The 26,051-nt window shown below is 71.7% G+C and carries 29 protein-coding genes; 21 read left to right on the top strand and 8 right to left on the bottom strand.

Annotated features, from left to right (window positions below; translation table 11 throughout):
- Positions 1-50: 50 nt before the first annotated feature.
- The 10 genes from rpsP (at position 51) to AB0K35_RS31745 (ending at position 6,103) form a co-directional block, all read left to right on the top strand.
- Positions 51-617, top strand: coding sequence for a 30S ribosomal protein S16 (rpsP, locus tag AB0K35_RS31790; protein WP_363890096.1), 567 nt, complete (start codon positions 51-53; stop codon positions 615-617).
- Positions 592-852, top strand: a complete 261-nt coding sequence (locus tag AB0K35_RS31785) for an RNA-binding protein (RefSeq protein ID WP_186718042.1) — start codon at positions 592-594, stop codon at positions 850-852. The genes rpsP and AB0K35_RS31785 overlap by 26 nt, the downstream gene beginning before the upstream one ends.
- Complete coding sequence (gene rimM, locus AB0K35_RS31780) at positions 852-1,460, top strand: ribosome maturation factor RimM (protein ID WP_363890093.1); 609 nt, start codon at positions 852-854, stop codon at positions 1,458-1,460. Before AB0K35_RS31785 ends, rimM begins: the two co-directional genes overlap by 1 nt.
- An 11-nt stretch (positions 1,461-1,471) precedes the next feature.
- Complete coding sequence (gene trmD / locus AB0K35_RS31775; protein ID WP_124817732.1) at positions 1,472-2,245, top strand: tRNA (guanosine(37)-N1)-methyltransferase TrmD; 774 nt, start codon at positions 1,472-1,474, stop codon at positions 2,243-2,245.
- 143 nt (positions 2,246-2,388) lie between these two features.
- Positions 2,389-2,745 carry a 50S ribosomal protein L19 gene (gene rplS / locus AB0K35_RS31770; protein ID WP_238671688.1) on the top strand — a complete coding sequence of 119 codons (357 nt, stop codon included), beginning with the start codon at positions 2,389-2,391 and terminating at the stop codon, positions 2,743-2,745.
- Positions 2,746-2,928: 183 nt separating this feature from the next.
- On the top strand, positions 2,929-3,798 hold the full coding sequence (gene lepB, locus AB0K35_RS31765; RefSeq protein ID WP_238671689.1) for a signal peptidase I: 870 nt from the start codon (positions 2,929-2,931) through the stop codon (positions 3,796-3,798).
- 10 nt (positions 3,799-3,808) lie between these two features.
- Positions 3,809-4,444 (top strand): signal peptidase I, encoded by a 636-nt coding sequence (gene lepB, locus AB0K35_RS31760; protein WP_238671690.1) that lies wholly within the window; start codon positions 3,809-3,811, stop codon positions 4,442-4,444.
- A 47-nt stretch (positions 4,445-4,491) separates the two neighbouring features.
- Positions 4,492-4,977, top strand: coding sequence for an NUDIX domain-containing protein (locus tag AB0K35_RS31755; protein WP_363890204.1), 486 nt, complete (start codon positions 4,492-4,494; stop codon positions 4,975-4,977).
- Positions 4,971-5,783, top strand: a complete 813-nt coding sequence (locus AB0K35_RS31750) for a ribonuclease HII (RefSeq protein WP_238671691.1) — start codon at positions 4,971-4,973, stop codon at positions 5,781-5,783. The genes AB0K35_RS31755 and AB0K35_RS31750 overlap by 7 nt, the downstream gene beginning before the upstream one ends.
- A complete protein-coding gene (locus AB0K35_RS31745; RefSeq protein ID WP_007075222.1) occupies positions 5,780-6,103 on the top strand; it encodes a DUF2469 domain-containing protein in 324 nt (107 codons plus the stop codon). The genes AB0K35_RS31750 and AB0K35_RS31745 overlap by 4 nt, the downstream gene beginning before the upstream one ends.
- A 63-nt stretch (positions 6,104-6,166) precedes the next feature.
- On the opposite strand, the gene AB0K35_RS31740 is transcribed toward AB0K35_RS31745, so the two are convergent.
- Positions 6,167-7,309 (bottom strand): sulfite oxidase, encoded by a 1,143-nt coding sequence (locus AB0K35_RS31740; RefSeq protein ID WP_363890088.1) that lies wholly within the window; start codon positions 7,307-7,309, stop codon positions 6,167-6,169.
- A gap of 58 nt (positions 7,310-7,367) precedes the next feature.
- On the opposite strand from AB0K35_RS31740, the gene AB0K35_RS31735 reads away from it, so the two are divergent.
- Both AB0K35_RS31735 and AB0K35_RS31730 read left to right on the top strand, forming a co-directional pair.
- A complete protein-coding gene (locus tag AB0K35_RS31735; RefSeq protein ID WP_363890085.1) occupies positions 7,368-7,592 on the top strand; it encodes a hypothetical protein in 225 nt (74 codons plus the stop codon).
- A 142-nt stretch (positions 7,593-7,734) separates the two neighbouring features.
- Complete coding sequence (locus AB0K35_RS31730) at positions 7,735-8,436, top strand: M23 family metallopeptidase (protein WP_238671694.1); 702 nt, start codon at positions 7,735-7,737, stop codon at positions 8,434-8,436.
- Here AB0K35_RS31730 and AB0K35_RS31725 read toward each other — a convergent pair.
- The 5 genes from AB0K35_RS31725 to AB0K35_RS31705 form a co-directional block, all read right to left on the bottom strand.
- Positions 8,357-9,538: an aminotransferase class V-fold PLP-dependent enzyme gene (locus tag AB0K35_RS31725; RefSeq protein WP_238671695.1), complete on the bottom strand. Its 1,182-nt coding sequence runs from the start codon at positions 9,536-9,538 to the stop codon at positions 8,357-8,359. The genes AB0K35_RS31730 and AB0K35_RS31725 overlap by 80 nt on opposite strands.
- 44 nt (positions 9,539-9,582) lie before the next feature.
- The gene (locus tag AB0K35_RS31720; RefSeq protein WP_238671696.1) at positions 9,583-10,641 is read right to left on the bottom strand and encodes a tyrosine recombinase XerC; all 1,059 of its coding nucleotides are present in this window, start codon (positions 10,639-10,641) and stop codon (positions 9,583-9,585) included.
- A 341-nt stretch (positions 10,642-10,982) separates the two neighbouring features.
- The gene (dprA, locus tag AB0K35_RS31715) at positions 10,983-12,197 is read right to left on the bottom strand and encodes a DNA-processing protein DprA (protein ID WP_363890081.1); all 1,215 of its coding nucleotides are present in this window, start codon (positions 12,195-12,197) and stop codon (positions 10,983-10,985) included.
- Positions 12,194-13,714 (bottom strand): YifB family Mg chelatase-like AAA ATPase, encoded by a 1,521-nt coding sequence (locus AB0K35_RS31710; protein WP_238671698.1) that lies wholly within the window; start codon positions 13,712-13,714, stop codon positions 12,194-12,196. The genes dprA and AB0K35_RS31710 overlap by 4 nt, the downstream gene beginning before the upstream one ends.
- A gap of 30 nt (positions 13,715-13,744) precedes the next feature.
- The gene (locus AB0K35_RS31705) at positions 13,745-14,104 is read right to left on the bottom strand and encodes a YraN family protein (RefSeq protein ID WP_238671699.1); all 360 of its coding nucleotides are present in this window, start codon (positions 14,102-14,104) and stop codon (positions 13,745-13,747) included.
- Between the two features lie 204 nt (positions 14,105-14,308).
- On the opposite strand from AB0K35_RS31705, the gene AB0K35_RS31700 reads away from it, so the two are divergent.
- From AB0K35_RS31700 to frr, 5 genes are all read left to right on the top strand, one after another.
- Entirely contained in the window at positions 14,309-15,373 is a 1,065-nt protein-coding gene (locus AB0K35_RS31700; RefSeq protein ID WP_363890076.1) for a hypothetical protein, read from the top strand.
- 389 nt (positions 15,374-15,762) lie between these two features.
- Positions 15,763-16,683: a 30S ribosomal protein S2 gene (rpsB, locus tag AB0K35_RS31695; RefSeq protein ID WP_363890073.1), complete on the top strand. Its 921-nt coding sequence runs from the start codon at positions 15,763-15,765 to the stop codon at positions 16,681-16,683.
- A gap of 134 nt (positions 16,684-16,817) precedes the next feature.
- On the top strand, positions 16,818-17,645 hold the full coding sequence (gene tsf, locus AB0K35_RS31690) for a translation elongation factor Ts (protein WP_112588474.1): 828 nt from the start codon (positions 16,818-16,820) through the stop codon (positions 17,643-17,645).
- A 161-nt stretch (positions 17,646-17,806) separates the two neighbouring features.
- Positions 17,807-18,574, top strand: a complete 768-nt coding sequence (gene pyrH, locus AB0K35_RS31685; RefSeq protein ID WP_238671702.1) for a UMP kinase — start codon at positions 17,807-17,809, stop codon at positions 18,572-18,574.
- Positions 18,575-18,657: 83 nt separating this feature from the next.
- The gene (gene frr / locus AB0K35_RS31680; RefSeq protein ID WP_088946658.1) at positions 18,658-19,215 is read left to right on the top strand and encodes a ribosome recycling factor; all 558 of its coding nucleotides are present in this window, start codon (positions 18,658-18,660) and stop codon (positions 19,213-19,215) included.
- Positions 19,216-19,267: 52 nt separating this feature from the next.
- Here the strand turns inward: frr and AB0K35_RS31675 are convergent, their stop codons facing one another.
- Entirely contained in the window at positions 19,268-19,711 is a 444-nt protein-coding gene (locus AB0K35_RS31675) for a hypothetical protein (RefSeq protein WP_238671703.1), read from the bottom strand.
- Positions 19,712-20,092: 381 nt separating this feature from the next.
- Between AB0K35_RS31675 and AB0K35_RS31670 the strand changes: the two genes are divergently transcribed.
- The 3 genes from AB0K35_RS31670 to AB0K35_RS31660 all read left to right on the top strand — a co-directional run bounded on the left by AB0K35_RS31670 (position 20,093) and on the right by AB0K35_RS31660 (position 23,935).
- Positions 20,093-21,478: a phosphatidate cytidylyltransferase gene (locus AB0K35_RS31670; RefSeq protein ID WP_363890069.1), complete on the top strand. Its 1,386-nt coding sequence runs from the start codon at positions 20,093-20,095 to the stop codon at positions 21,476-21,478.
- Between the two features lie 104 nt (positions 21,479-21,582).
- Positions 21,583-22,740, top strand: a complete 1,158-nt coding sequence (gene rlmN, locus AB0K35_RS31665) for a 23S rRNA (adenine(2503)-C(2))-methyltransferase RlmN (protein ID WP_091400305.1) — start codon at positions 21,583-21,585, stop codon at positions 22,738-22,740.
- A 31-nt stretch (positions 22,741-22,771) separates the two neighbouring features.
- Complete coding sequence (locus AB0K35_RS31660; protein WP_238671705.1) at positions 22,772-23,935, top strand: DivIVA domain-containing protein; 1,164 nt, start codon at positions 22,772-22,774, stop codon at positions 23,933-23,935.
- 86 nt (positions 23,936-24,021) lie between these two features.
- Here the strand turns inward: AB0K35_RS31660 and AB0K35_RS31655 are convergent, their stop codons facing one another.
- Entirely contained in the window at positions 24,022-24,243 is a 222-nt protein-coding gene (locus AB0K35_RS31655; protein WP_036412111.1) for a DUF2631 domain-containing protein, read from the bottom strand.
- Positions 24,244-24,441: 198 nt separating this feature from the next.
- Here AB0K35_RS31655 and AB0K35_RS31650 point away from each other — a divergent pair, with 198 nt between their 5' ends.
- Positions 24,442-26,022 carry a Rieske 2Fe-2S domain-containing protein gene (locus AB0K35_RS31650; protein WP_091400310.1) on the top strand — a complete coding sequence of 527 codons (1,581 nt, stop codon included), beginning with the start codon at positions 24,442-24,444 and terminating at the stop codon, positions 26,020-26,022.
- The last annotated feature ends 29 nt before the right edge of the window (positions 26,023-26,051 follow it).

Genomic DNA, 26,051 nt, shown 5'->3' with positions numbered 1-26,051 from the left:
TGCACACCGCCCGCCTGGGCCGGTGAGATCGCAACAGGAGCGAAACAACTGTGGCCGTAAAGATCCGGCTCCTGCGGATGGGCAAGATCCGCAACCCGCAGTACCGCATCGTCATCGCCGACTCGCGCACCAAGCGCGACGGCCGGGCGATCGAGTTCGTCGGGATTTACCAGCCCAAGGAAGACCCCTCGATCATCGAGGTCAAGTCGGAGCGGGTCCAGTACTGGCTTTCCGTCGGCGCTCAGCCGAGCGAGGCGGTGCAGCGGCTGCTGGAGCTGACCGGTGACTGGCAGAAGTACAAGGGCCTGCCGGCCCCGCCGCCGCTCCTGGTCGCCCCCGAGCGGGCCGACCGCAAGGCGGCGTACGAGGCTGAGGCGAAGGCCGCCGCCGGGCTCGCCCCGGAGACCCCGGCCAAGCCGGCCAAGAAGGCCGCCAAGGCCGCCGAGGCTCCGAAGACCGAGGCGCCGGCCGCCGAGGCTCCGAAGACCGAGGCGCCGGCCGCCGAGGCTCCGAAGACCGAGGCGCCGGCCGCCGAGGCTCCGAAGACCGAGGCGCCGGCTGCCGAGGCTCCGAAGACCGAGGCTCCGGCCGCTGCCGACGCCGGTGAGCAGGCCTGACATGCCACTGCGTCCGGCGTTGGAGCACCTGGTCAAGGGCATCGTCGACCACCCGGACGACGTCCGGGTGCGGCTGGTCGATTCCCGTCGGGGCAAGCGGCTCGAAGTCCGCGTGCACCCCGAGGACCTCGGCACTGTGATCGGGCGGTCCGGCCGGACCGCCAAGGCGCTGCGCCAGGTGATCGGCTCCATCGGCGGGCGCGGGGTTCGCGTCGACATCGTCGACTCGTACTGATGCAGCTCGTCGTCGGCAGGATCGGCAAGCCGCACGGTGTCCGTGGTGAGGTCACCGTCGAAGTGCGGACCGACGAGCCCGAGGCACGGTTCGCCCCCGGCACAGTGCTGCGCACTGAGCCGGGGGCGACACCCCCGCCTGCATCCCCGCGCAGCACCGTGCTGCGCACTGAGCCGGGGGCGACACCCCCGCCAGCCAGCGATGAGCCCGGGGTGCCGTTCCGGGTTCCCGCGGAGCTGACCATCGAGGAATCTCGCTTCCACCAGGGTCGGGTGCTGATCGCGTTCGAGGGCATCCCGGACCGCAACACCGCTGAGGCGTTGCGCGGGACCCTGCTCGTGGTGGACAGCGCCGACGTGACCCCACCGGACGACCCGGAGGAGTTCCACGACCATCAGCTGGTCGGGTTGGCCGTGGTGACCCCGGCCGGCGAACGCCTGGGCGAGGTCGCCCGCATCGACCACGCGCCCTCGTCCGACCTGCTGGTGCTGCGGCGCCCCGAGGGGCGTACCGCGTTGATCCCGTTCGTCCGGGCGATCGTTCCGGAGGTCGACCTGGCCGGTGGACGTGTGATCGTCGACCCGCCAGCCGGACTGCTCGACCTTTAGGACCAGCCCGCATGCGCGTCGACGTCGTGTCGATCTTTCCGGAGTACTTCGCCCCGCTCGACCTGTCGCTGATCGGACGGGCGCGGGCCAACGGCGTACTCCAGCTCGCCGTGCACGACCTGCGGACCTGGACCCACGACGTGCACCGCACTGTCGACGACACCCCCTACGGTGGCGGGCCGGGAATGGTGATGCGCCCCGAGCCGTGGGGTGAGGCACTGGACGCCCTCGCGCCGGTCGACGCCCCGCCGCCAAGGCTGCTGGTGCCGTCGCCGGCCGGTGCCCCCTTCACCCAGGCCATGGCGTACGAGTTGGCGGCCGAGTCGCATCTGCTCTTCGCCTGCGGCCGCTACGAGGGGATCGACCAGCGGGTCCTGGCGCACGCCGCCACCCGGATGCCGGTCACCGAGGTGTCGCTCGGTGACTACGTGCTCTTCGGCGGCGAGGTCGCGGTCCTGGTGATGCTGGAGGCGGTCACCCGGCTGCTGCCCGGGGTGCTGGGCAACGCGGGCTCGCTGGACGAGGAGTCGCACGCGCACGGGCTGCTGGAGGCGCCGATCTACACCAAGCCGCCGAGTTGGCGTGGGCACGACGTGCCGGAGGTGCTCCGCTCCGGTGACCACGGCAAGATCGCCCGCTGGCGGCGCGAGGAGGGCCTGCTGCGAACTGCCGCCCGCCGGCCGGACCTGCTGGCCGCGCTGCCTGCCGATCGGCTCGACAAACGGGACATCGCGGCCCTGGACCAGGCCGGATTTCAACCTCCACCGGGGGATGTGGCAAAGTAGGGGGGTTGCCGCATCCGTCCGCGCCCGCGGTCGGCTGCGAGGATCCCCGACCGGGGTCGGTCCGCCGATCACCACCCGGGGATCAGAATCACCCACCCGCGCACCGAGTGACGGTGCGCCGTGAGCCTTACGAGGACACAGCGATGAATATCCTGGACGCCCTTGACGCCCAGTCGAAGCGGACCGACCTTCCCGACTTCCGGGCCGGTGACACCGTCAAGGTGCACGCCCGCGTTGTCGAGGGCGCCCGGTCCCGTGTCCAGATCTTCCAGGGCGTCGTGATCCGCCGCCAGGGTGACGGTCTGCGCGAGACCTTCTCGGTCCGCAAGGTCAGCTTCGGTGTCGGGGTCGAGCGGACCTACCCGATCAACGGCCCGGGCATCGACCGGATCGAGGTCGTGACCCGCGGTGCCGTGCGTCGCGCCAAGCTCTACTACCTGCGCGAGCTGCGCGGCAAGAAGGCCAAGATCAAGGAGAAGCGGGAGAAGCAGCCCAGCTGACTTCCCGCTCGCCACGCCGCCCGAGCTGCGCGTATGCCGTAACGACCAGAGCGCACTACCCTGGTCGGTACGGGCGCAGCGAGGCGGCGGGCCCGCCCAGGTGGCGGGCAGTTGTCCACTACCGCCCGTGGAGCCTCGACGAGGCTCCCGGGCGGTGGTGTTTTCTGCGGACCGGGGAGTGGCGTGGTGCAGACGCTTGACGAGGACGGCACCGTCGATCCGTGGCGCCGACGGGCTCGCCGCACCCGCCGGCAGATGCCTCTCTGGCAGGAGCTGCCGCTGCTGCTGGTGGTCGCTTTCTGCCTCGCGGTGCTGATCCGCACCTTCCTGCTCCAGGCGTTCTTCATTCCGTCCGGCTCGATGGAGGACACCCTCCTCGTCGGTGACCGGGTGCTGGTCAACAAGGTCGTCTACGACGTTCGTGACCCGCTGCGCGGCGAGGTGGTGGTCTTCCGGGGCACCGACCGCTGGGCGCCACAAGTCGACGAGCAGCCGAAGCCCGGTGTCGGCGGCCGGCTCGCCCGCACCGTCGGCGACCTGGTCGGGGTGAGCCGCCCCGGTGAGAAGGACTTCATCAAACGGGTGATCGGTCTCCCAGGTGACCGGGTCAGGTGCTGCGACAGTCAGGGCCGGGTGACAGTCAACGGCATCCCGCTCAACGAGTCGTACGTCCTGCGGGACTCACCCCTGGACCTGCCACCCAACCCGGCGGAGTGTCGCTCCCGGCGCTTCGACGAGATCGTCGTGCCACCCGGTCAGATCTTCGTGATGGGTGACCACCGTGAGGTCTCCCAGGACGCGCGTTGCCAGGGGCCGGTGCCGATCGACAACGTGGTCGGCCGGGCCTTCATGGTGGTCTGGCCGTCGTCGCGATGGAGCGCGCTGTCGGTGCCGTCCACGTTCGAGGATGTCTCCGGGCCGGCCACGGCGTCCCCCGGTGCGACTCCGGCGCGACCGACTCCGCAGGGCGGTGCGCTGCTGATGCTTCCGTTGGCAGTCGCACTACGCGGTTCCCGCGCGTTCCGGACGGTGCCGTCCAGCCGGGCAACGTAGGCTCCTTGGCGTGATTGACGAGCAGACCGACAAGCCGCGCAGTTCCTTCTGGAAGGAGCTGCCGATCCTGCTGGGTGTGGCGATCCTGGTCGCGGTGCTGGTCCGCGCCTTCGTGCTGCAGACCTTCTTCATCCCCTCCCCGTCCATGGAAAACACTCTCAAGATCGATGACCGGGTGCTGGTCAACAAGCTGGTCTACGACTTCCGGTCACCGCACCGCGGCGAGGTGATCGTGTTCAAGGCACCGACCGCGTGGAGCGGCAACCCCGACGGTGAGGACTTCATCAAGCGGGTGATCGGCGTCCCCGGCGACCACGTGGTCTGCTGCGATCCCGAGGAACGGCTGATGATCAACGGCAAGTCGCTGGACGAGCCGTACATCTTCTCCATGGACGGGATTCGCGACAAGCCCGCCGACCAGGAGTTCGACATCACCGTGCCGAAGGGCCGGCTGTGGGTGATGGGCGACCACCGCTCCGCCTCCGGCGACTCACTGGAGCACTGGCAGCAGTCCCAGCAGAACATCACCGAGGCCACCATCCCCGAGGACGACGTGGTCGGGCGGGCGTTCACCGTCTTCTGGCCGTTCAACCGGGCCACCTGGCTGACGGTGCCTGACGGCTTCGACGGCATTCCCAAGCCGTAGGCCGACGGGGCGTGGGCGATCTGCAGTCGGTCTGGCAGGCTGGTGCGGTGACCGTCTACACCCCTCGACGCGCGGCCCGCGTGCTGCTCGTCGACGCGGCCGGCCGGGTCCTGCTGTTCAAGGGCTTCGACCCGACCCGACCCGGGCACCGCTACTGGTTCACCCCCGGCGGTGGGCTCGATCCGGGGGAGGCGCCGGCAGCGGGCGCCGCCCGGGAGTTGGCCGAGGAGACCGGTCTGCGACTCGACCCGGCCCAGTTGGGCGAGCCGGTCTGGTCCGACGCGACCGACTTCTCCTTCGACGGCATCTGGTACCGCCAGGAGCAGGATTTCTTCAGCTTCCGGGTGGACTCCTGGCAGGTGGACACCACGGGCTTCAACGACATCGAGCGACGCAGCATCGCCGACCACCGCTGGTGGGTTCCGGACGAGCTGGCCGCCAGCGGTGACCGGTTCTACCCGCCCGACCTGCCCGCCCTGCTGACCCGGCTGGGGCTGTCGACCACCGCCGGCCAGGGCGAGGCGTCGTGCTGACCCCGCCGCGCACCGTGGTGCGTCGCGAGGCCGGCCTGTACGCCCTGGAGCGGGCGTTGCAGCGGCGTGGCTTCCGGCACGTCGCCGGGGCCGACGAGGCGGGCCGCGGGGCGTGTGCCGGTCCGCTGGTCGCCGCCGCGGCGGTGCTGCCCGAGGGGCGGCGCGGCGAGATCGAAGGGCTGGCCGACTCGAAGCTGCTCACCCCGGCCAGCCGGGAACGGGTGTACGCGGAGGTCGTGGACACCGCGCTCGCGTACGCCGTGGTGGTCATCCCGGCCGAGGAGGTCGACGCCCGGGGTCTGCACGTGTGCAACCTGGCCGCGATGCGCCGGGCGCTCGCCTCGCTCACCACCCGCCCGGAGTACGTGCTGACCGACGGGTTCGGCGTGGACGGCCTGGGTGTGCCCGGGTTGGCGGTGTGGAAGGGCGACCGGGTGGCCGCGTGTGTGGCGGCGGCCAGTGTGCTGGCCAAGGTCACCCGGGATCGCCTCATGGTGGAGCTGGACGGGGTGTTCCCGGCGTACGGCTTCGCCGAGCACAAGGGCTACATCACCCCGGAGCACTCGGCGGCGCTGCGGGAGCACGGGCCGTGCCGCGAGCACCGGTTCTCGTACGTCAATGTCGCCGCGGTCTCCGGCCGCGACGGCCGGCCGCCGCGCGCCCGACGGCCCGGCGGCCACGGCCCGGATGAGCCGATGGAGCGCTCCTGGGCGTCAGGGGGTACCGTCGGCGTGGCGTTGGGCGAGCAGCCTCGGCCTCCGACGCCGGTGGGGGAAGATGTGGCCATGGAAGGCGGAGTGCGATGAGCGCGGAAGATCTCGAGAAGTACGAGACCGAGATGGAGCTGCAGCTCTACCGGGAGTACCGCGACATTGTCCGCCAATTCTCCTACGTGGTGGAGACGGAGCGTCGGTTCTACCTGGCCAACCAGGTCGACCTGCACGTGCGTAACTCCGACGGCGAGGTCTACTTCGAGGTCGAGATGCACGACGCCTGGGTGTGGGACATGTACCGTCCTGCCCGCTTCGTGAAGAACGTCCGGGTGATGACCTTCAAGGACGTCAACGTCGAGGAGCTGGAGAAGCCCGACATCTCACTGCCCGCCGACTCCGGCTTCGGCGGCTGAGCGCACCCGAGCCGCCGGGCCGTGCCACGGGCCCCCCACCCGTGGCGTGACACCCGCCGCCGATCACTCGGCCGGCACCACCACCTCGACCCGCTGCACCATGTTGTTGGCGAAGCCGCCACGGTTCCACTGTTGCTCGACCGGCTGGGTCCGCCCGGATGCGTCGGTCGCCCGCGCGCCGAGCACGTACCGGCCGGGGGTGGCGACCCACTCGTGCCGCCAGCGCCGCCAGGCGAAGTCCCCCGCGTCCGCCGGGTCCAGCACGGCCGGCGCCCAGCTCTGCCCACCGTCGGTGGTCACCTCCACGGCGACCACCGGGGCGTGCCCCGACCAGGCCCGACCATCCAGCGTGCACGGGCCCTGTCGCAGCACCCGACGGCGGGACATGAAGTCGGGGAACCCGGGTGGACGGACCAGCGCCCGTGGCTCGATCCGGGTGACCGGCACGCCCGGGTCGTCCGCGTCCCGGCGTAACCGGTAGGCCACCACGTTCTGGTACCCCTCGAACGGCTCGGTCCGCAGCTCGATCGAGTGGACCCACTTCACGTGCGCCATGCCGTACCAGCCCGGCACGATCAGCCGCAGCGGCGCCCCGTGCTGCGGCAGCAGGGGAGCGCCGTTCATCTCGTACGCCAGCAGCACCTCGTCGCGCAGCGCGTCGGCGACCGGAAGCGCCCGCTGGTAGTCCTGCTCGATCCCGCGCTCCACACCGTGATCGGCGCCGGTGAAGACCACGTCCACCGCGTCCGGGCCGACGCCCGCCTCCCGCAGCAGCGGAGCGAGGGGAGTGCCCGTCCACTCAGCGTTGCCGACCGCCTCGACCAGCCAGGGCTGGCTGACCGGCCGGGGGTGCAGCAGGGCCCGCCCGTTGCCGGCGCACTCCACTGTCACCTGCCGGGTGACGCGAGGCCGTTCGCGCAGGTCGGCGAGGGTGACCGTCAACGGACTGTCCACCGCACCTCCGATGGTCAACGTGTGCGTCGCCGGGTCGAGCTCCGGGATGTCGTAGTGGATCAGCAGGTAGTGCAGCCCGGCCGGGGTGACGTCGTAGCGCAGCGCCTCCAACGGGATGCCGTGGTTGCGGGCCGCGAGCTGCAACTCCTCGGCGCTGATCGTCTCGTCCGGCTCCGCGAGCCGGGACGGGCCGCTCACCTCGGTCACAGTCGGCCCGGTGGGGGACGACGTCCGGTCATCGAGAGTGGTCATGCGGCCTCCCCGGCACAGACGGCGGCACCCGCCGTACGCGGCCCAGCCTAGGCCCTCGGTGGCGGCCCGGAAACGGCACCGGAGGTACGGCCGGCGTGAGGTCAGCGGGCCCGCCGTGCTGGCCGATCCGGCGGCGTTCGCGCGCTTCACCACCGACGAGGCCGCCCACGCGGAATCGATTCTTGACGTCCCGTCCAACGCCTACCAGAAAGCGACCGGGCAGGAGTGGGAGCACGTCGAGGAGTGCGACTACGAGACCGGGTCCAACGAACAGTGGTGGTGACCTGGTCTGTCAGGTGTCGGCTCAGCGTCCGGGCATAGCAGATCATCGAGGGCGTCGGGTGGTCGTCCACAGCGCCTCCGGTTGTCCACAGCCTCGTCGGCCGGGCTGGCTGACGACCCAGCGTCGGCCGGAGGCTGCCGTCATGCGACAGCCATCCGCCCGTTCGATCCGCCGCACGGTGCTGCTCTGCGCCGCGATCCCGCTCGCACTGACCGTCCAGCTCTGCGGGCTGGCGGTGCTGGTAGCGGCGGTGCCCGGTCAACCACCGACCCCGACCGTGCCGGTAGCGGCCCTGGCCGTGCCGGTCGTCGACCCAGCGCCCGCCGGGCGGTTCCGCTGGCCTGTCGACGGGCCGCCTCGTCCGGTGCGCCGGTTCGACCCGCCGCCGCGACAGTGGCTGCCCGGCCATCGCGGCGTCGACCTGGCCGCTCCCGCCGGAGCGGTGGTCCGCAGCGCCGGGCCGGGCACCGTGCTCTTCGCCGGTCTGGTGGCCGGTCGACCGGTGGTCACCGTGGGGCACGCCGACGGGCTGCGGACCACCCACGAGCCGGTCCAACCCGCCGTACGCCCCGGCCAGCCGGTCACCGCCGGCGCGCCGCTGGGCGAGCTGCTGCCCGGGCATCCGGGGTGCCCGGCCGAGGCGTGCCTGCACTGGGGCCTGCGCCGGGGCGAGGAATACCTCGACCCGCTGGCCCTGCTCGGCCTCGGCCAGGTTCGGCTGCTTCCGGTCGGTCCGGTCGCGGTGTCCGCTCCCGGCCGTGCGGTCAGCGCTGGGCGAGAAGTGCCGGCAGCCGTGCGGCCAGCCGTTCGTACTCGTCGGCGGCGTTGTAGACCTGGCCGGTGAGCCGAAGCCACCCCCGGCCGTTCCAGCTCATCACCGCCACCTCGGCGGCGAGCCGCTCACCGATCCGCGCCTGCAACGCCCGCGCCGCGTCGATCCTGGTGCCCGTGCCGGGCGGCAGGGGGATGAGGCGCAGCGCCACCCCCGGCCCGCCGGGCTCCGGCAGGTCGGCGTGGGCCACCCCCAGGGCGTCCCCCACCACCCGCTGGCCGTACGCGGCGAGCGCGGCGTTGTGCGCCCGCACCCGGTCGACGCCGAGACTGCGCATCGTGAACAGGCCGGCCGGGGCGGCCAGCCAGGGCGTGTAGTCGAGCGTCGCCTGCCACTCCAGCCGGGCCGGGAAACCCGACTCCTGCTCCCACGACACCACCAGCGGCTCGATCCGGTCCCGCCACTGCGGCGCCACCGCCAGCAGGGCGGTCCCACGCGGTGCGAACGCCCACTTGTGCAGGTTGCCCACCCAGAAGTCCGCGCCGACGCTGGCCACCGCCGTGGGCAGCATGCCCGGGGCGTGCGCGGCGTCCACCAGGACCGGCACGCCGTGTTCGCGGGCCACCCCGACGACGGCGGCCACCGGGAAGAGCTTCGCGGTGGCCGAGGTGAGCTGGTCGACGACGAGCAGCCGGGTCCGCCCGGGGCGCAGGCCGGCGCGGATGCTCTGCACGATCTGCTCGTCGGTGGCGGCCAGGGGGATCGGCAGGACCCGGCTGACAGCGCCGGTGCGGCGGCACTCGCGCTGAATCGCCAGGCTCACCGCCCCGTACCCGTGGTCGGTGCTCAGCACCTCGTCGCCGGCCTTCAGACCAACCGACTGGAGCACCACGGCGACGCCGGTGGTGGTGTTGCCCACCAGGGCGCTGCCGTCCGGGTCGGCGCCCAGGAACGCTGCGAGGTGCCGGCGGGTGTGCGCGATCCTGTCCACCAGCCCCTGGGTGAAGAAGCGCAGCGGGTTCGCCTCCATCTCGTCGCGCAGCCGCTGCTGGGCGCGCTGCACGCCGATCGGCACCGCGCCGAACGAGCCATGGTTGAGGTGGCTGACCGCCGGGTCCAGGGAGAAGAGCAGGCGGGCGCCCGGGATCGGCTCAGGAGGATTCGGGACGCTCACTTGATGATCGTAACCGCCACGCTCGCACGCCCTCCGGCCCTTGATCAGGCGCGCGGGTGCGCCTGCCGGTAGGCGGTACGCAGCCGCTCGACCGAGACGTGGGTGTAGATCTGTGTGCTCGCCAGCGACGAGTGGCCGAGCAGTTCCTGCACGGCGCGAAGGTCCGCGCCACCCTCCAGGAGGTGGGTGGCCGCGGAGTGGCGCAGATCGTGCGGGCTGGTCCGGGGGAGCCCGGCGGCCTCTGCGTACGCACCGACAATCTGACGTGCGGTCGTCGGGTTGAGCCGACCACCCCGGGCACCCAGCAGCAGCGCGTCGCCGGAGCGGGCGCCCACCATCACCGGGCGGCCCCGGCGCAGCCAGTCGTCCAACGCCCGCTGGGCGGGCACCCCGTACGGCACCGAACGCTCCCGCCCGCCCTTGCCGAACACCCGGATCACCCGCCGGCCGTGGTCGACATCCCCGACGTCCAACCCACACGCCTCGCTGACCCGTACGCCGGTGGCGTAGAGCAGCTCCAGCAGCACCCGGTCCCGTAGCGGCACCGCCTCGGCCCCTTCCGCTGCGTCCGACGTCGGCGCGGCTTCGGCGTCCGTGCGTGGCGGGTTCGTGCGGGTTGCGTCGTCCGTGCGGGTTGCGTCAGTGTGCGGTGGCGGGTTGGTGGGCGGCGCCTGCCGGGACGGTGCCTCGACCAGAGCGGCGGCCTGGTCGGCGCGCAGCACGCTGGGCAGGTCCCGGTGCGCGCGAGGGCTGGCCAGCGCGGCGCCCACGTCGGCGGGGAGCAGTCCGGCCCGGTGTGCCCAGGCGCTGAATGCCCGCGCCGACGCGGCCCGCCGGGCCAACGACGTGCGGGCCGCACCCGTGGTGCGCTGCCGTGCCAGCCAACTGCGCAGCACCGACAGGTCCAGCTCGGCGAGGTCGACGCAGCCCATTCGGACGGCGTGGTCGAGTAGCGAGACCAGATCGGTGACGTACGCGCGGACGGTGTGCGCCGAGCGGTTACGGACCCGGGACAGGTGTTCGGCGAAGTCGTCGACAGCGTCGCGCAACGCTGGCGGGAGCGCCTGGTGCATGGCCCGGGTGCCCCGGTCCGGTCGGCTCATCGTGGTCGCGCCGACGTGCAGGCCGGTTCCTCGGCCCCGGCACCCTCACTGACGGCTGACACGGCACCAGCCTACGGCCGGTCCGCCTCCGCCACCGGACACGACGGCGCCGGTGTCCACCCGCGACTACCGGCGGTTGTTCTTCTTGATCAGGAACACGACCAGGCCGACAACGAGCACGGCGGTCACGACGAGACAGCAGAGCACGCTGATGTGCCACGGCTTGATTGCACCCATGACCGGGCACGGTACCGGCAGTATCGGCTGGCCGGGATCCCGACCGCGAGAGGGCACCGGCATCCCGGACGACCACCTCGGCCGGGCGGCGGTGACGCATCCGCTCAGGCAACAGGTCGACCGGACGTCTCCGCCACCGCACGCTTCTGTTTGGCTGGCGCGACGAGGGCGTAGCCGTCGTCGCGACGGACCACCATGGACAGCTCCTCCAGCAGTGACAGCTTGCGCAACGCGGTCCGGACGTCGACGCCGGCGCGCGCGGAGAGCCGGTCCACTCCCATCGCGCCTCGGCGGGGCAGCGCCTCCAGCAGCGACAGCGCGTCGTCGTCCAGCGCGTCGGTGGCCCGCTGCGGTCCACGTGCCAGCGGGGCCAGGTCCACGCCGATCCGACCTACCTCCTCCAGCACGTGCGCGACCCCGGTGACCAGTCGGGCCTTGGACTGCTCGCGCAGGAACTCGTGCGCGCCGACGGACATCGCCGAGGTCACCGGCCCTGGCACCACCATGGCCACCCGACTGGCGTGGATGGCTCGCCGCGCGGTCTGCGTCGCGCCACTGCGCGCCGACGCCTCCACCACGACGGTGCCCCGGGTGCCTGCGGCGATCACCCGGTTGCGGATCAGGAACCGGGGCCGCAGCGGCTCGGCTCCGGGCGGCCACTCGCTGAGCAGCAGCCCCGTCTCGGCGATCCGGTCGAAGAGCGCGGCGTTGCCCATCGGGTACGGACGGTCGAGCCCGCAGGCGAGCACCGCGACGGTCAGACCGCCAGCGGTGAGTGCGCCCCGGTGGGCGGCGGCGTCGATGCCGAACGCGCCACCGGACACGACAGTCCAGTCCCGTTCCGCCAAGCCGTACCCCAACTCGGTCGCGACGTGCTGCCCATAGCCGGTGGCCGCCCGCGCCCCGACCACTGCCACCGAACGGTCCAGAGCCTCGCCGAGCGGCCAGCTCCCGCGTACCCAGAAGCAGAGCGGCGGGGCGGTCTCACAGTCCACCCGGCGGCTGACGTCCGGCAGCCGCATCGCGGCCAGGCTGGCGACCTGGGCCGGCCACTCCTCGTCGTCCGGCGTGACCAGTCGAGCACCCAGTCGGTCCGCCCGCTCCAGCGCCTCCGCGGCCACCGCCCGCGCGTCGCCGGACGCCGAGCGTGCGGCGACAGTGGTGTGCAGCCAGCCGTCCGGACTGCCGCCGTCGAGCAGCAGAGCCAGGGTCTCCACCGGACCGTGTCGTTCGACAAGGTGATGCACAGCGCGCGTGCCCGGCTCCGCCAACCAGGTCAGGGCGACCCGGGCCAGCCTTCGTTCCTCCTCGGCGCTCACGCCGCCTCCCCCGTCCGTAGTTGAAGCGCTTCCCGGACGTCGTCCTGGTCAGGTCGGTCGCGACCGTCCAGATCAGCGATGGTCCAGGCCATCCGGATCACCCGGTCGAAGCCGCGCGCCGACAGCGAGCCGGAGTCGAGCCGGCCACGCAACTCCACGGTGACCCGGGCCGGCAGCCGCCACGGCGGTCGGCGCAGGTGGGGACCTTCCACCTCGGCGTTGAGCCGTCGACCGAGGTCGGCCCAGCGGGCGGCGGCTGCCTGCCGGGCCGCAGCCACCCGGGCGGCGACAGTCGCCGAGGGCTCGACATCGCCGTCGGTCGCCATCAGCTCGGCCGCCCGCACCGGCATCAGCCGCACCTGGACGTCGATCCGGTCGAGCAGTGGCCCGGAGAGCCTTCCCAGGTAGCGGCGGCGCACCAGCGGCGAACACTCGCAGTGCGCGTCGCCAGCCGGTTTCGCGCACGGACACGGGTTGGCCGCCAGGACCAACTGGGTCCGGGCCGGGTACACGGTGCCGCCCCCGCTGCGGCTGAGCTGGATGCGGCCGTGCTCCAGCGGCTGGCGCAGCGCCTCCAGCGCGCCCTTGCTGAACTCAGGAGCCTCATCCAGGAAGAGCACCCCGCGATGCGCCAGCGACACCGCGCCGGGTCGGGCCAGCCCCGAGCCGCCCCCGACCAGCGACGGCACTGTCGCGGTGTGGTGCGGCGCCTGGAACGGCGGGCGACGCAGCAGCCGACCACCCGGCGGCAGCAGCCCGGCGACCGAGTGCAGCGCGGTGACCTCCAGCGCCGCGTCGTCGTCAAGCTCGGGCAGGATCGACGGCAGTCGTTCGGCGAGCATCGTCTTGCCGGCGCCCGGCGGGCCGAGCAGCGCCACGTGGTGCCCGCCGGCCGCGGCGACCTCCAGGGCGCGCCGACCCAGTTGCTGGCCGGCGACGTCGGCGAGATCCGGGCCACCGGCCGGCGGCTCCGGGATGTCCGCCGGTGGTTCGATGAGCGGGGTCCCGTCCCGAACGAAGGCGACGAGCCGGTGCAGGGTGTCCACCGCTCGCACCCGTACCCCCGGGATGACGGCGGCCTCGGCGGCGTTGCCGACCGGGACGATCACCCGAGCGACGCCGGCCTGGGCTGCGGCGGCGACCATCGGGAGTACGCCGCGCACCGGCCGGACCGTCCCGTCGAGCCCCAGCTCGCCGAGGACCACCACCCCCTCCAGGGGGAGCAGCGGCAACTCACCTGAGCCACCCAGCAGCGCCGCGGCGATGGCCAGATCGAAGGCCGACCCGAACTTCGGCAGCGTGGCGGGCAGCAGGTTGAGGGTGATCCGCCGGTTGGGCCAGCGCTGGCCGGAGTTGACCACTGCGGCGCGGACCCGGTCGCGGGCCTCGTGCAGGGCGGTGTCCGGCAGGCCGGAGATCACCACCGCCGGCAGGCCGGCGGCCAGGTCGGCCTCCACCTCGACGAGGTGGCCGGTCACCCCGACCAGCCCCACGCAGAGCACCTTCGCGTAGCTCACGGCGCGTCACCAATCCTCCGGGTACGCATGTCAGAACGCGCCCTTGAGGTGGTCGACCTGCGCCGGACCGGCGTCGGGCAGCCGCACCGACAGCACGTCGAAGCGCACCTCCTCAGCGGTCGTGCCGGTCTCGGTCAGCCACCGCGCGGCGAGCCCTCGCAGACGGCGGGCCTTGGCCGGCACCACCGCCTCGGCCGGGGTGCCGAAGGCCTCACCCCGTCGGGTCTTCACCTCGCAGAAGGCGAGCACGGGCCCGTCCCACGCGATGATGTCGATCTCCCCGGCCGGGCAGCGCCAGTTTCGGGCGATAGGGCGCAGCCCCGCCTCGGTCAGGTGCCGGGCCGCACACTGCTCGCCGTACGCGCCAACCGCCTGGTTCCGCTTCGTCATGGCCGGCACGGTGCCCGCCGGAGGGTGACCGCCGCGACCCGGCGGGGGCCCGGCTGTGGACAACGGGGGTGCTGTGGACAGTCGGATGATCATGCCGGCGCTGTGCTACAGCGCGACTCGTGTCCGCGCTGTCCCGGACGATCGGCGGCGCGGCCGGCCGGGCTGAAATGGCGCGGGCGTGGCCGGTCGCATACGGTGCCTGACGTGGACGGACGACGGAGTTTTCCGGAAGATCAGGAGCCGCGCTGGTACCCCGACGAGCGGGGTCGCGGTTACGGCGAGTCGGAGTGGCGTGGCGCGGGCGAAGCGCGGTACCGGGACGGTGAGATCCCCGAGCAGCGTGGCGCGGAAGACGGCCGCTCCGTCGAGGACACCGGAGTCGGCCGCCGCCGCGAGCCGGACTCGGGACGCTTCGGCGCCGTCGACGCGAGCCGTTTCGGTACGCCGGAGTCGGATTCGGGTCGTCTGAGCGCGGTGGACGTGGGCCGTTTCGGTGCGCCGGAGCCGGACTCCGGTCGCTTCGGCGTCCTGGACGATCAGACCGGTCGGTTCGGGGCGAGCGAGGCTGATTCGGGGCGTTTCGGCGCTGTCGACCCGTTGGGTGCCGCCCGGCCGGAGGTGGACGGTTACCGGGCCACCCGATCGAGGCGGGCGGACCGGGACCCCTCGGAGACCTCTGGTGAGCTGCCCGGACGCCGGGCCGCCCGCGAGACGACCACTGCGGGATCTCCGGTGACCAGCGCGGCACCTGACACCACCCGCGACAGCGCGGCGACAGAGTCGGCCGGCATGCTCGCTGACCAGGCTCGTCCCGCTCCGCTCGCCGGGTATCCGATCATCGAGCCCACCCGGGGTGGCGGCGACACGCCGCACCCGCTGGAGATGCCTACCGGCCCGATGCCCGGGATCGGCCCGCGCCCCGACCTGCCCACAGGTGAGCCGCCGGTGTATCCGCCGGCCGCCGACGGCGTCTATCGGACCCGCCGACCGGTGCTGGCCGTACTCTTCGCTCTGTTGGCGTTGGTCTTCGAGGTTCCCGCGTTGCGGGTGCTGCTGGCGGGTGTGACCGGCGACCCGGTGGACGCCGGGAACGTGGTGACGGGTATCGCCCTGGTCGCCGGACTGCCGATCTTCGCGACCGGGCTGTACGGGCTCCGAACCGGAGGTCTGGCGCTCGCCGACAACGGTCGGGGCTGGCTGCGCCCACCGACGGCCTACCTGACCGTCGGCCTGGTGCTCTTCGTGACCGCCGCGCTCGCCGCCGGCTGACCCGACCGGCCCGCCAGCGGCCGGGTGCGCGCTGATGATTCGGACAACAACCAGGAAATAGTGGCCTCCGGCGACGCGGAGGCCACTATTTCCACGAACCAGCGCGATCTTCCCGACAACGCCCGCGAGCAAGCAACGCCCGCGAGCGAGCGGCGGAGCAGCACGCCACGCGCACCCCGGGGCGGCTGAACGGGTGAGGGGCGTACACTGGCCAACTGGCGACCGCCTCGTGCGGTCGACCTCGCGCGCCCTCTTCACGAATCGTCGTGGAGCGACGGCCTCCCTGGTCCCGATCTTGATCGGGTCCACCATGGGTCGGCGACCAGGCGCCAGGACGCCCGGCCACCGGCCGGGCGTGACAACCAGGGACCTTGAGGAGTACCCCAACCATGGCCGTCGTGACCATGCGTCAGCTGCTGGAGAGCGGTGTCCACTTTGGGCACCAGACCCGGCGCTGGAACCCGAAGATGAAGCGCTTCATCATGACCGAGCGCAACGGCATCTACATCATCGACCTGCGCCAGACCCTCGAGTACATCGAGAAGGCGTACGAGTTCGTGCGTGGGACCGTCGCCGAGGGTGGCAGCATCCTGTTCGTCGGCACCAAGAAGCAGGCCCAGGAGGCGATTGCCGAGCAGGCGACCCGGGTCGGCCAGCCGTACGTCAACCACCGCTGGCTCGGTGGCATGCTGACCAACTTCCAGACCGTTTACAAGCGGCTCCAGCGGATGAAGGAGCTGGAGGGCCTGGGTGACCTCAGCGGCACCGCCGCCGGTTACACCAAGAAGGAGACCCTGCAGCTCTCCCGCGAGAAGATCAAGCTGACCCGCACCCTCGGTGGCCTGCGGGACATGCAGAAGCTTCCCGCCGCGGTCTGGATCGTCGACACCAAGAAGGAGCACATCGCCGTCGACGAGGCCCGCAAGCTGGGCATCCCGGTGATCGCGGTGCTGGACACCAACTGTGACCCGGACGAGGTCGACTTCCCGATCCCGGGTAACGACGACGCGATCCGGTCGGCGGAGCTGCTGACCAAGGTCGTCGCCGCCGCCGTCGCGGATGGTCTGATCGCGCGTTCCGGCCGTCGCCGGGGCAACGACGAGAAGCCCGAGGGTGTCGCGAGCGACGAGCCGCTGACCGAGTGGGAGCGCGAGCTGCTTGAGCCGAAGAAGGCCGACGAGTCGGCCACTCCGGCCACTCCGGCCGCCCCGGCCGAGCAGCCCGCCGCTGCCGCCACCGAGCAGCCCGCCACCCCGGAGCAGCCGGCGCAGGCCGCCACCGAGCAGCCGGCGGCCGCGACCGCGGAGTGATCGCACCGTCGCTGCCCTGCCGTCCGTTTTCGCGAACGGCGGGCAGCGACGGTACGCCGGGCACGATCCGCCCGGATCCGGGTAACCGGCACCTCTGACCATCCACACGCCGTCTCAACACCGAAGAGAGAGCCATGTCCCAAATCACCGCCGCGGACGTCAAGAAGCTCCGCGACCTCACCGGCGCCGGCATGATGGACAGCAAGAAGGCGCTGACCGAGGCCGAGGGCGACTTCGACAAGGCCGTCGAGATCCTGCGCGTCAAGGGCGCCAAGGACGTCGGCAAGCGGGCCGGCCGTACGGCCGCGAACGGCCTGGTCGCGCACTCCGGCAAGGCGCTGCTCGAGCTCAACTGCGAGACCGACTTCGTCGCCAAGACCGAGTCGTTCATCGCGCTGGGCCAGCAGCTGGTCGAGCACGGTGAGCGCGCTGGCGTGAACTCCGCCGAGGAGCTGCTCGCCACCGAGCTCGACGGCAAGGTCGTCGCGGACCTGATCCAGGAGCAGTCCGCCAAGATCGGCGAGAAGCTGGTCCTCAACCGGTTCGCCCGGGTCGAGGGCACCACCGCCGTCTACCTGCACCGCAAGGCCCAGGACCTGCCGCCGGCGGTTGGTGTGCTGGTGTCGTACACCGGCAAGACCGACGAGGCCGGCGACGCCGACGCCCGTGGTGTGGCAATGCAGATCGCCGCGATGCGGCCGAAGTACCTCACCCGGGACGAGGTTCCGGCTGAGGTCGTCGAGTCCGAGCGGCGCATCGCCGAGCAGACCGCCCGCGAGGAGAACAAGCCCGAGGCGGCTCTGCCGAAGATCATCGAGGGTCGGGTCAACTCCTTCTTCAAGGACTTCGTCCTGATCGAGCAGTCGTCCGTCTCTGACAACAAGAAGTCGGTGAAGCAGCTGCTGGCCGAGGCCGGCATCGAGGTCACCCGCTTCGTGCGGTTCGAGGTCGGCCAGGCCTGAGCCGCCACCGGGCGCCACGCGCGCCCGTGGGCAGAAGACGTCAACGAGGAGGCCGCCGGTGTACGTGACAGGCACCGCGGCCTCCTCGTCACATAGGGTCGGCAGCGGCAGGTTCGCGGTACGCGCCGCACGGGGCGTGCGCGTGGGGAAGGGCGGGGCGGATGACGCAGGTTGTGAGTGACCGGACGCTGGAGCTGGACGATCCGACGGCACCGCCGCCGGGGCGTGCCCGCCGGGTGGTGCTGAAGCTCTCCGGTGAGGTCTTCGGTGGCGGCGCGATCGGCGTCGACCCGGACGTCGTCCAGGCCATCGCCCGGCAGATCGCCACAGTGGTCCGCCGCGGCGTGCAGGTCTCCGTGGTGGTCGGCGGAGGCAACTTCTTCCGCGGCGCGGAGCTGCAGAAGCGCGGGATGGACCGGGCCCGCGCCGACTACATGGGCATGCTCGGCACCGTGATGAACTGCCTCGCGCTCCAGGACTTCCTGGAGAAGGAGGGCATCGAGACCCGGGTGCAGAGCGCCATCACGATGGCCCAGGTCGCCGAGCCGTACATCCCACTGCGGGCCATCCGGCACCTGGAGAAGGGCCGCGTGGTCATCTTCGGCGCCGGCGCCGGAATGCCGTACTTCTCCACTGACACGGTGGCCGCCCAGCGGGCGCTGGAGATCCGGGCCGACGTGGTGCTGATGAGCAAGAACGGCGTGGACGGCGTCTACACCGCCGACCCGCGGATCGACCCCACCGCCAGCAAGCTCGACTCGATCACCTTCTCCGAGGCGCTGCGCCGCAACCTGCGGGTGGCCGACGCTGCGGCGTTCAGCCTCTGCATGGAGAACGGCCTGCCGATGCTGGTCTTTGGCGCGCAGGGTGAGGACACCATCATCCGCGCTGTGGGTGGCGACAAGATCGGCACCCTGATCACCGCCTGAGTCCCGCCGACCGGCGACGACGACAGCGGTCTGACGACTTTCAGCAGAGCCCACCACGAGCACAGAAGGAGGCGAGGAGACCGGTGATCGACGACACCCTCCTCGAGGCCGAGGAGAAGATGGAGCGTGCGGTTGAGCACGCCAAGGAGGAGTTCGGCGCCATCCGTACCGGTCGCGCCAACGCCGCCATGTTCTCCAAGGTCATCATCGACTACTACGGCACGCCCACGCCGCTGACGCAGATGGCGTCCATCGCGGTTCCCGAGCCGCGGATGGCCATCATCAAGCCGTACGACAACTCGCAGATCAACGCGATGGAGAAGGCGATCCGCGACTCGGACCTCGGGGTCAACCCGAACAACGAGGGCAACCAGCTGCGCATCCTGCTCCCGCAGATGACCGAGGAACGCCGCCGCGACATGATCAAGGTGGCTCGGCACAAGGGCGAGGAGGCCAAGGTGGCGATCCGCAACGTCCGCCGCCGTGGCAAGGAGGAGCTGGACCGGATCGTCAAGGACGGCGAGGCCGGCGAGGACGACGGTCGCCGCGCCGAGAAGGAACTCGACGACCTGACCCAGCGGTACGTGGCCAGCATCGACGACCTGGTGAAGCACAAGGAAACCGAGCTGCTCGAGGTGTGACCCATGCTCCGAGGCCCGTTCCCGACGTCGGGAACGGGCCTCGTTCCATAGGTCAGCAGGGGATCCAGACGGCCCTGGTGCTTTCGGCGAACTGCTCGCCGGTGTCCGAGCCGCGCAGTGAGAAGTGGGCGGTGGCCCGGCCGGGGTGCAGCGCCGGAGCGATCCGGGCGAACGCCATCCCGAGTTCGACGGTGCCGCCGTCGCAGAGGATCTCGCCGGCGCCGTGGCCCCCGGTGGCCCAGAGGGTCGGCAGGCCGTCCTGCACCAGCGAGGCCGACATGAGGACGATGCCGGCCGGGCAGTTCCGGGCGGTGGCGGTGACCGCTGCCGCCGGGTACGTCACTCCCGGCTCGCCGACGGGCGGCTCGAACGGGTACAGCTCGCTGGTGTGGCGGTCGATGGTGATCCTGGTCAGTGCCGTGGTGGCGGCGGCCGGTGACCCTGCTCCCAGGACCATGGCGGCCACCGTCAGCACCGCGAGACCGAACTTGTACATGTGAGTGCCCTTCCCCCGTTCCGAGCGCGGGCTGGCGCCGGCGCGGCACCAGCGGACCACGCCGGGCGGGTGCGCTCAGTACTCGATCGCGCACACGACGAGTCGGATCGACGGCTGCGGATCGCCTGCGGTCTGCCGTACCGGATGGGTGTGCGCCGCTGGCCGGCGGGCCGGCGGCGCCGGGTGGCGTCCGTGGGCGTGCCTCGTCCGCCGTGCCGATCCGGCGTGTGCAGTAGGCTCGGCAGGATTCCCGGCCACCGGGTGGTGAACACCGGGGATCGACCGACCGTCGGGGCGGTCAATCGGAGGAACATCGCACGTGTAGGGGATGCTTGTGGTCTTGCGTCATGTGGTGGTTCTCGTGCCGCTTTGCGGTGCGTGATGTCCCACCCCGACCCCTACGGCAGCGAGCCTCGCGGCTGGGACCGGCCGGAGCGCCCGGTGGCGCTGCCCTGGCCGGACCAGGAGCTGGAGGCCGGCCAGTGGAGCCGCCGTCCGGCCGCCGGCCCTGAGCTGTACGCCGACCCGCACGCCCGGCCGTACGCCGACCCGCACCCTGCGGACCCGTACGACGAGCGTGGCCGCCCGGTCCGCCCGGATGACCGCTTCGACGACCGTGACCGGCGCGTCGACGACCGCAACCAGCCCGACCGGTACGACGACCGGGGTCGCGGTGACCGGTACGGCGACCGGGCGTCCACCGGTCCGGAGGGTGCCCCGCCCCGCGGCGGTGTCCCGCGTTTCGACGAGCCTGGCGGGTACGGCGGCCCGGGACCGTTCGACGGGCCGGTCCGCCCTGACGACACCGATTATCCGACCGCGCAGCTGGCGCCCATCGGGGCCGAGATCGGGCCGGAGCTGGAGCCGACGGCGGAGCCGACCACCGGTCGACGGTCGAAGGGGCGACGTCGGGCCAGCCTCGACCGACCGGCCACCCAGCAGGTGGGCACCGGGCGGGCCGGACGCAACCTTCCCGCGGCGATCGGGGTCGGGCTCGGCCTCGGCGCGTTGATCGTGGTGCCGCTGGTCTTCTATCCGTTGGCATTCCTGCCGGTGATCGCCGCCGCGGTCGCCATCGGCATCTGGGAGATGGCCCGCGCGGTACGCCGCAGCGGTGCGCACCCGCCGCTGGTGCCACTGATCGCCGGCGGCGTGTTGACAGTGGGTCTGGCCTGGTACGCCGGCCCGGACGCGCTCAGCCTGGGGCTGCTGGTCACAGTGCTGGGCACCATGATCTGGCGGTTGGGTGACGGGCCGGCCGGCTTCCAGCGGGATCTCACCGCGGCCACCCTGATCGCCGTCTACGTGCCGTTCCTCGCCGGCTTTGCGGCGTTGCTGGCGGCGGCCCCCGGCGATGGGCACCTGCGCATCCTGGCCACGCTGATCGGGGTGGTCCTCTCCGACACCGGTGGGTACGCGGCCGGGGTCTCCTTCGGCCGTCACCCGATGGCCCCGTCGATCAGCCCGAAGAAGTCCTGGGAGGGCTTCGCCGGCTCGGTCACCGCGGCGGCCCTGGGTGGGGCGTTGCTGCTGTGGCTGATGTTCGAGGTGGCCCCCTGGTGGGGTGCGCTGTTCGGGGTGGCCGTCTCCTGCGCGGCGGTCCTCGGCGACCTGGCCGAGTCGATGATCAAGCGGGATCTCGGCGTGAAGGACATGAGCAACCTGTTGCCCGGCCACGGCGGTCTGATGGACCGACTGGACTCGATCCTGTTCGCTGTGCCGACGGCCTACCTGCTGTTGGCGGTCTTCGTGCCGGTGGTGGGCTGAGGTATGAATCACGGCGACCTGGTCATCCGGCTGTGGTGGTCGCGGCCCGTTCGACACCTCCGGAGCGGCAGCCGCCGCCGACGGCGTGACACACTGGACCAGCCATGACGAGCCTGCCCTTGATCCCCGCCATCTCGGTCGCCCCCGCTGCGCGCCGGGCCTCCATGCCCCCTCAGCACCTCGCTGACCTGGACCTGGCCGGCCGCCAGGCGTTGGTCACCGGGTTGGGGGAGCCGGCCTTCCGCGCCAAGCAGGTCTCCAACCACTACTTCGGGCGGTTGGTCCGCGACCCGCAGGCGATGACCGATCTGCCAGCGGCGACCCGGGAGCGGCTGGCCGACCAGTTGCTGCCGACGTTGCTCAACCCGGTGCGCGAGCTGGCCTGCGATGACGGCGCGACCCGCAAGGCGCTCTGGCGGCTGCACGACGGCGCGCTGGTGGAGAGCGTGCTGATGGGTTATCCGGACCGGGTGACCGTCTGCATCTCCAGCCAGGCGGGTTGCGGCATGGCCTGTCCGTTCTGCGCGACCGGCCAGGCCGGGTTGACCCGCAACCTGTCGACGGCGGAGATCGTCGACCAGGCGGTGTACATGGCCGGAGTGGCGGCCTCCGGCGTGGTCGCCGGTTCCCCGCCGAGGCTGTCGCGCGTCGTCTTCATGGGCATGGGCGAGCCGCTGGCCAACTACAACCGGGTGATCGCGGCGATCCGTCGGCTGGTCAGCCCGGCACCGGAGGGGCTCGGTCTGTCCCAGCGGCACATCACCGTTTCCACTGTCGGCCTGGTTCCGGCTATCCACCGACTGGCCAGCGAAGACCTCTCAGTGACCCTTGCGCTGTCGTTGCACGCGCCCGATGATGATCTGCGCGACGAACTCGTGCCGGTAAACCAGCGCTGGAAGGTAGCCGAGGTGCTGGACGCAGCGTGGGACTACGCCGCCCGGACGGGCCGCCGCGTGTCGATCGAGTACGCGATGATCAAGGACGTGAACGACCAGCCGTGGCGAGCCGACCTGCTCGGGCGGCTGCTGGCCGGCAAATTGGCCCACGTGAACCTCATCCCGCTCAATCCGACGCCGGGCAGCCGCTGGGACGCGAGCCCGAAGCCGGTCGAGCGGGAGTTCGTCCGGCGGTTGCGCGACGCCGGGGTGTCCACCACAGTTCGGGACACCCGAGGTCGCGAGATCGACGGCGCGTGTGGCCAGCTTGCCGCCGCCGAAGACAACGACACCAACACCGACCGCGCCGGAGAGGCACCGGCGTGACCGGGCGTGGCGAACGAGACCAGGAGACATAGTGGCGAGTCAGGGTCAGCGTTTCCGGCGCAAGGCGCTCCGCCGGGGATACAAGGTCGACGAGGTGGATGCCTTCCTCGACCGGGTCGAGGCGACGCTCGACGGCCGACAGGTCGGTGCCCCGGTGGCCTCCCAGGAGGTTCATGACGTCGTCTTCCGGGTCCGCTTCAACGGCTACGACGAGTGGCAGGTCGACCTGCACCTGGACCGGGTCGAGCGGCAGCTGGCCGAGCTGGAGGAGCGCAACAGCGCCGGGCGCGGTGGCGACCCCCGGATGGGTGACCGGATGGGCCCACCGGACCGGATGGGTCCGCCGATGCGTGATGACCGGGGCATGGTCCCGCAGCCGATGCCGCCCCGGCCGATGCCCGCGCAGGCCGGCCCGCCCTACGGCCGCTACGACGAGCCGACCGGTGCCTTCGCCGGTGGGTACGACGCCCCCCGCGGCGGTGGTTACGACGCGCCACGTGGCCCGGCCGGCCCCCCGATGGGCCCCGGTGGCCAGATGGGCCCCGGCCCGATGGGTGGTCACGGCATGCCGCAGCGCGGCCTGCCCGCCGGTCCCAGCGGGTACGGCCCGCCGGACGACCAGCGCTCACCCGGTGGCTACGGCCCGGATGATCAGCGCGGCGGGTACGGCCCCGACGACCAGCGCGCGCCCGGCGGTTATCCGCCGCCGCCGGAGGAGCCGCGCTTCGACGGCTTCGAGGCGGGGCGGCACGGTCGCGCCGACATGACGGCCGAGATCCGGATGCCGGAGCGGGATCTGCGCGACATGCGCCGTGGTCCGGCCGGTCCGCCTCCGCTGCCGCAGCAGGGCATGGGTGGCCCGCCGATGGCCGGTCCGCCCGCGGTGGCCGGCCCCCCGATGGGCGGCCCGCCGATGGGTGGTCCGCCGATGGCCGGTCCGCCCGGCAGCGATCTGTACCGGGTCGACCAGATCCGTCGTAGCTTCCAGGTGCGCCGGTTCGGCAGCGGGTACGACCCCGACCAGGTGGACCGGTTCTTCGACACCCTGCTCGGTGGCATGCAGCGCCGTAACCCGATGCCTGTCGACCCGAAGGACCTGGACACGCTCCGGTTCGGCCTGGTGCCGGGTGGCTACTTCGAGGCCGAGGTCGACGCGGCGCTCAAGGACGTGCAGGACATCCTCTTCGGGCGCTGACCCGACGCGATACGGACGAGGGCCCGTCCCCCGGGTGGGGGCGGGCCCTCGGCGTACGTCGGCCGGTCGTCCGGCGGTGGGTCGGGTCAGGAGCGCAGACCGCTGCGCCGCAACACGATGTCGCCGATCACGATGATCAGCAGCAGCGCGGCCAGGCCGATCAGCCAGATGTCCTCGACCCTGCCCTCGTGGTTGCCGCAGATCATCGCCAGCAGCGCCAGTGCGGACAGCACGGCGCCGATCTGCCCGGCCTTGCGGTGCCCGGGCTTGTGCTGGTCTGGCGACGTTACCGGCTCGCTTCCTGCCACTGTCGGTCCTTCCCTCGCGATCGGATCTTTGGTTAGTCTGGCACGCCTCGTACGCGGTGCGGTGGGGTGGGGGTTTCCTGGCCATCGGCCCTGCCCCACCTGGGCTGGATGGCACTACCGGCGTCGCGGGGCGGCGGTCAGACTCGCTCCGGTAGCGTTTGGCGTACACCTGATTGTCTGTTTGAGGGGGACTGTGCGGTGCGAGTGACCGGAACCGGGCACGCCAGCATGCGGATCGACACGGCCGCGGGCAGCATCCTGTGCGACCCGTGGGTCAACCCGGCCTACTTCGCGTCGTGGTTCCCGTTCCCGGACAATTCTCTGCTGGACTGGGAGAGCCTGGGTCAGGTCGACTACCTGTACGTCTCCCACCTGCACCGGGACCACTTCGACGCGAAGCACCTGCGCGACTTCGTCTCCAAGGACGCCACGGTCCTGCTCCCCGAGTTCCCCACCTCGGAGATGGAGGACGAGTTCCGGGCGCTGGGCTTCACCAAGTTCCTGAAGGCGCCCAACGAGCAGGTGGTGGAGCTGCCCGGCGGCCTGAAGATCATGATTCAGGCGTTGACCAGCCCGACCGACGGGCCGATCGGCGACTCCTCGCTCTGGGTCGAGTACGAGGGTGTGCGGCTGCTCAACCAGAACGATGCCCGCCCCACCGACCTGAGCGTCTTCGCCGAGCTGGGGCACGTGCACGCGCACCTGCTCCAGTTCTCCGGTGCGATCTGGTACCCGATGGTCTACGAGTTGCCGCAGGCGGCGAAGACCGCGTTCGGTAAGCAGAAGCGTGACCGGCAGTTCGACCGGACCTGGCGGTACATCGACGACCTGAAGGCGTCGCACGTCTTCCCGATCGCCGGCCCGCCGTGCTTCCTCGACGACGCCCTGTGGCAGTTCAACGACATCCACGGCGACGAGGGCAACATCTTCCCCGACCAGTCGGTCTTCCTGTCGGAGTACGCCAAGGTCGGTGGCACCAACGGGATCGTGCTGCTGCCGGGCAGCGTCGCCGAGGTCACCACCGAGGGCGCGAGCACCACCCACCCGGTTCCGGTGCAGGAGTTCTTCGCCAACAAGGTCGCGCACCTGGAGGAGATGCGGGAGCGCAAGCGCCCGATCATCGAGGCGGAGAAGGCGTCCTGGCGGCACCCCGAGGTGGACGTGCTCGGCGAGATGAAGCGTCGGATCGAGCCGCTGCTCGACGAGTCGATCTACCTGGCCAAGGGGGTTGGCGGTCCGGTCCGTTTCGACCTGGTGGGGTATGACGGCGAGAGCGTCGAGTCGATCGTGGTGGACTTCCCCGGCAAGGAGGTCCGGCCGTACGCGGACGAGAAGGTGCGCTACCGGTTCCGGACCGAGCGGTCGCTGATCGAGCACCTGCTCTTCATCGACGAGGTGGACTGGGTCAACTCGCTCTTCCTGTCCTGCCGGTTCTCGGCGGCCCGGATCGGCCAGTACAACGAGTTCGTCTACGCGTTCTTCAAGTGTCTCTCCGAGGAGCGGCTCCAGTACGCCGAGGGCTGGTACGACGAGCACGAGCGCAGCACCGACGCCGAGGACATCACGTTGGGCGACTGGGTGGTGCAGCGGCGATGCCCGCACCTGAAGGCGGACCTGACCCGCTTCGGCATCGTCGACGGCGACCAGCTCACCTGCCAGTTGCACGGCTGGCGCTTCGACCTGCCCAGCGGCCGCTGCCTGACCAGCGTCGGCCACAAGGTGCGAGCCCACCGGGTGGACGCGGAAACCCCGGCTCCCGCCGGCGAGGCAGTGATCTGACCCCCTCACCACCGCGATCTTGCACTTGC

It is taken from the genome of Micromonospora sp. NPDC053740 (genome assembly GCF_040677775.1).
GTDB classification, from domain to species: Bacteria; Actinomycetota; Actinomycetes; order Mycobacteriales; family Micromonosporaceae; genus Micromonospora; species Micromonospora alfalfae.
The sequence above is the reverse complement of the archived record's forward strand: the minus strand, read 5'-3'. Positions and strand labels throughout refer to the sequence as shown.

Excerpts from the sequence above, each read along its gene's own strand:
- rimM (WP_363890093.1), top strand. The coding sequence starts at position 852 with ATGCAGCTCGTCGTCGGCAGGATCGGCAAGCCGCACGGTGTCCGTGGT.
- trmD (WP_124817732.1), top strand. The coding sequence starts at position 1,472 with ATGCGCGTCGACGTCGTGTCGATCTTTCCGGAGTACTTCGCCCCGCTC.
- rplS (WP_238671688.1), top strand. The coding sequence starts at position 2,389 with ATGAATATCCTGGACGCCCTTGACGCCCAGTCGAAGCGGACCGACCTT.
- AB0K35_RS31745 (WP_007075222.1), top strand. The coding sequence starts at position 5,780 with ATGAGCGCGGAAGATCTCGAGAAGTACGAGACCGAGATGGAGCTGCAG.
- AB0K35_RS31740 (WP_363890088.1), bottom strand. The coding sequence starts at position 7,309 with ATGACCACTCTCGATGACCGGACGTCGTCCCCCACCGGGCCGACTGTG.
- AB0K35_RS31730 (WP_238671694.1), top strand. The coding sequence starts at position 7,735 with ATGCGACAGCCATCCGCCCGTTCGATCCGCCGCACGGTGCTGCTCTGC.
- AB0K35_RS31720 (WP_238671696.1), bottom strand. The coding sequence starts at position 10,641 with ATGAGCCGACCGGACCGGGGCACCCGGGCCATGCACCAGGCGCTCCCG.
- AB0K35_RS31705 (WP_238671699.1), bottom strand. The coding sequence starts at position 14,104 with ATGACGAAGCGGAACCAGGCGGTTGGCGCGTACGGCGAGCAGTGTGCG.
- rpsB (WP_363890073.1), top strand. The coding sequence starts at position 15,763 with ATGGCCGTCGTGACCATGCGTCAGCTGCTGGAGAGCGGTGTCCACTTT.
- tsf (WP_112588474.1), top strand. The coding sequence starts at position 16,818 with ATGTCCCAAATCACCGCCGCGGACGTCAAGAAGCTCCGCGACCTCACC.
- pyrH (WP_238671702.1), top strand. The coding sequence starts at position 17,807 with ATGACGCAGGTTGTGAGTGACCGGACGCTGGAGCTGGACGATCCGACG.
- AB0K35_RS31675 (WP_238671703.1), bottom strand. The coding sequence starts at position 19,711 with ATGTACAAGTTCGGTCTCGCGGTGCTGACGGTGGCCGCCATGGTCCTG.
- AB0K35_RS31670 (WP_363890069.1), top strand. The coding sequence starts at position 20,093 with ATGTCCCACCCCGACCCCTACGGCAGCGAGCCTCGCGGCTGGGACCGG.
- rlmN (WP_091400305.1), top strand. The coding sequence starts at position 21,583 with ATGACGAGCCTGCCCTTGATCCCCGCCATCTCGGTCGCCCCCGCTGCG.